Annotated in this window: 7 protein-coding genes; 5 read left to right on the plus strand and 2 right to left on the minus strand. The window is 58.9% G+C overall.

Going from position 1 to position 3,063, the window contains the following annotated elements:
* Nucleotides 1-183 (minus strand): hypothetical protein (locus VAE48_RS05475; protein WP_322792312.1); only part of this gene is annotated, 183 nt, incomplete at its 3' end.
* A gap of 18 nt (nucleotides 184-201) precedes the next feature.
* Here VAE48_RS05475 and VAE48_RS05480 point away from each other — a divergent pair.
* From VAE48_RS05480 to VAE48_RS05500, 5 genes are read left to right on the plus strand one after another with little or no spacing between them, the layout of a single operon-like run.
* On the plus strand, nucleotides 202-618 hold the full coding sequence (locus VAE48_RS05480) for a single-stranded DNA-binding protein (RefSeq protein WP_322792313.1): 417 nt from the start codon (nucleotides 202-204) through the stop codon (nucleotides 616-618).
* 14 nt (nucleotides 619-632) lie between these two features.
* Nucleotides 633-974, plus strand: coding sequence for a DUF3467 domain-containing protein (locus VAE48_RS05485; RefSeq protein WP_322792314.1), 342 nt, complete (start codon nucleotides 633-635; stop codon nucleotides 972-974).
* A 5-nt stretch (nucleotides 975-979) separates the two neighbouring features.
* Complete coding sequence (locus tag VAE48_RS05490; protein WP_322792315.1) at nucleotides 980-1,624, plus strand: haloacid dehalogenase; 645 nt, start codon at nucleotides 980-982, stop codon at nucleotides 1,622-1,624.
* The gene (locus VAE48_RS05495; RefSeq protein ID WP_322792316.1) at nucleotides 1,621-1,866 is read left to right on the plus strand and encodes a hypothetical protein; all 246 of its coding nucleotides are present in this window, start codon (nucleotides 1,621-1,623) and stop codon (nucleotides 1,864-1,866) included. The genes VAE48_RS05490 and VAE48_RS05495 overlap by 4 nt, the downstream gene beginning before the upstream one ends.
* Before the next feature lie 2 nt (nucleotides 1,867-1,868).
* Nucleotides 1,869-2,384, plus strand: a complete 516-nt coding sequence (locus tag VAE48_RS05500) for a CRISPR-associated protein Cas4 (protein ID WP_322792317.1) — start codon at nucleotides 1,869-1,871, stop codon at nucleotides 2,382-2,384.
* Here VAE48_RS05500 and VAE48_RS05505 read toward each other — a convergent pair.
* Nucleotides 2,381-3,063 (minus strand): GNAT family N-acetyltransferase (locus VAE48_RS05505; protein ID WP_322792318.1); only part of this gene is annotated, 683 nt, incomplete at its 5' end. The genes VAE48_RS05500 and VAE48_RS05505 overlap by 4 nt on opposite strands.

Below are 3,063 nucleotides of genomic sequence, written 5' to 3' on the forward strand. Positions count from 1 at the left end.
GATTTTGGGGGAGGCGGGAGGGGGACGAAAATTCGAAAGTTGATGTAAAAATGATTTATCCCGAATTGACGTTAACTTAGCAAAAAAGAAATGACCCTTGCACTGAATAGCCCGCCCCACAATCCCTTTTGAAAAACGCTTTTCGTGTACAATACATTTAAGCACTCTCGCTAATTCTTCCATTTACACTCAGGAGAGACCATGTTCCATACCATTATCTTAATTGGCAATCTGGGACGCGACCCGGAAATGCGCTATACCCCCACCGGTCAGCCGGTTACCAGTTTCAACGTGGCCAGCAACCGCCAGTACACCAACCAAAACGGACAGAAAGTCAAAGAAACCATCTGGTTCCGCGTGTCGGTATGGGGAAAACAGGCAGAAGTGTGCAATCAATATCTGCGCAAAGGCAGTAAGGTATTAATTGAAGGCCGGCTGACCCCCGATCCCAACTCAGGCGGGCCGCGGGTCTGGACGCGCAGCGATGGCAGCAGCGGCGCTTCCTATGATGTTACCGCAACAACAGTGCGCTTCCTTTCTACGCGCGGCGAGATGGAAGGTGAAGTGGGCGGTGAAGACCTGCCGGAAATGGATGCCGGCGAGGACATCCCCTTCTAGAGGGGGCAGCAGCCATGACCACACCCAATCGTCCGCCGGCGGGTATTCCGATGGAACTGCCCGATGACCTGGCTCCCTTTTACAGCAATGTGGTGCGCATCAGCCACACACCAACCGATTTTGTGCTGGATTTTGTTCAGGTGCTGCCCGCCCAGATGCGCAACCTGATCCGCTCGCGCATTGTCATGTCGCCGGTCGGCGCCAAGTTATTTCTGCGCGCTTTTGCTGAAAATCTGGCGCGCTACGAAGCCAGTTTTGGCGAAATTCAAATACCGCAGGGTGATCCCGGTTTGGCGGGCGATCTCTTTCGACGCATTCATCCCACCGATCCGAACCCGCCCCCGCAGGGAGAGTAACCCCCATGCCCGATTTAAGCGAACTCAACAGCCGGGTGCATCAGACTTTCGAAACGCTCAATCAGGCGCGTGAGCAGGCGCTGCTTCAGGCGCGCCAGTTGACCCGTCTGTGCGCAAATACCATTCGCGCCATTCACCGCAGCGAAATGGAAACCGCCCGCCAAAATTTGCAGGAAGCGGCAGACATTGCTGCCGGGCTACAGCGTCTGCTGGCGGACTTTCCGCTTTTGCTCTATGCGGGATACACGCAGGATGCCCTGAAAGAATATGTCGAAGCCAGTCTGACCTTGTGTATCATCGAGGATGCCCCGCTGCCCTCACCGGAAACGCTGGGTGTGGAATACAACACCTATCTGAACGGCATGGCAGAGGTGACCGGGGAATTGCGTCGGCGCTGTCTGGATATTTTACGGCAGGGCTATTCGGAGGAAGCCGAGCGGCTGCTGGGCTGGATGGATGAAATCTACAATCTGCTGGTCACGGTAGATTACCCGGATGCGCTCACCGGCGGGCTGCGCCGCCAGACCGATCTGGTACGCGGGATTGTCGAACGCACCCGCGCCGATTTGACCCTCAGCCTGCGTGAGGAGCGCCTTCAAAAGGCGCTGGAGCGTGCCTCGAACCGCTTGCCGAACGATCCGCATCCATGAAACGCAGTGTACTGCGCGCTTCCGAAATCGGCGCGTTTCTGTATTGTAAACGAGCCTGGTGGTACCAGCGGCAGGGGCTGGTCTCCGAAAACGAATCGGCCATGCTGGAGGGTACTTTCACCCATCAGGCGCATGCCCGCACGGTGCTGGCCGCCCGTTTGCTGCGTTTGCTGGGCTGGGCGCTGCTGGCAGCCGCGCTGATAGCGGTTGCTGTGGGGCTGACCCTGACGGTGTTGAATTAAGTATGTGGGTGTGGTGGGCTGCGCTGGTTTTTGTGCTGGGCGGCCTGGCGCTGCTGTGGCTGGGGGCGCGCCAGCAGCGGCGCAGCGGTTTGCCGCCCGGGCGGGTGCTGTACAGCGACCCGAACATCATCGGTGAACCGGAACGCCCGCTTTTCGACCCCGACACCCTGCTGACCGGCAAACCGGATTACCTCGTCAAAGACGGCGGCGCTGTCATCCCGGTGGAAGTCAAGAGCGGGTGGGCGCCGCCCGAACCCCACCCCGGGCATGTCTTTCAGTTGATGGCCTACTGCCGGCTGGTGGAACGCTCGCTGGGGGTGCGCCCGCCCTACGGCATTTTACGCTACCGCAACCGCACCTTTGCCGTGGATTACACGCCGCAGGCCGAGGCGGAACTGCTGGCGCTGATTGAGGAGATTCATGCTGCCGGCGGCCGGGAACAACCTCGTTCACACGATTCGCCGGCGCGCTGCGCCGGCTGCGGCTTTCGCAGTCAGTGCAACCAGCGGTTGGATTAGGGCTTTATCTCGTTCCGCGTTTCGCCGTTGAGCGGCTTTTGCAGCTCAACCGCAGCCGGTTTGTTTTCACCGTTTTCTCCGCCGCGGATGCGGGTGATGCGGCTGTATCCGCAGGATGTCCAGAAGCGCAGGGCGCGCCAGTTTTTCAAACCTACCTTGATGCGCGCTTCGCGGAAACCAATCTGTTTGGCGTGGGCTTCCAGATGGCGGACAATTTCACGCCCAAAACCCCGCCCCTGAAAGACCGGACGCAGGTACAGGCTGCCAATGTACATGGTATCCGGGGCAGGGTAGCCAAAGTAAACCGCCAGAAAACCAATCGTATCGCGGCTTTCCAGATCGCGAATCAGGTAAAGCGATTCGCGCCATGCCACCCCGCCGGGCGGCAGCACACTGTGACGCAGTGCCTGCAACGCCTGCTCGTGCGGCGGTAGTAACTGCCCCATCTCGCGTAAAATTTCCTGATTTTCGCTCAAAATCAGGGTCAATTGTTCCAGAAAGCGCTCATCTGCCAGATGCAGGAAGCAGGATTCGGTTTCCCAGCGTTCCGGCAGAAAGGTGCGCGGCGCGCCTTCGCGGCGCATCCAGTAATGGGTGTCGGTTTCGCCGACGATGACAAAACCCAGCCGCAGGTACAGCTGACAGGCCGGGTTGATCTTCAATACCCGCGCGCTGACCG

Source organism: Bellilinea sp., from assembly GCF_034432615.1.
Classification (GTDB): domain Bacteria; phylum Chloroflexota; class Anaerolineae; order Anaerolineales; family Anaerolineaceae; genus Bellilinea.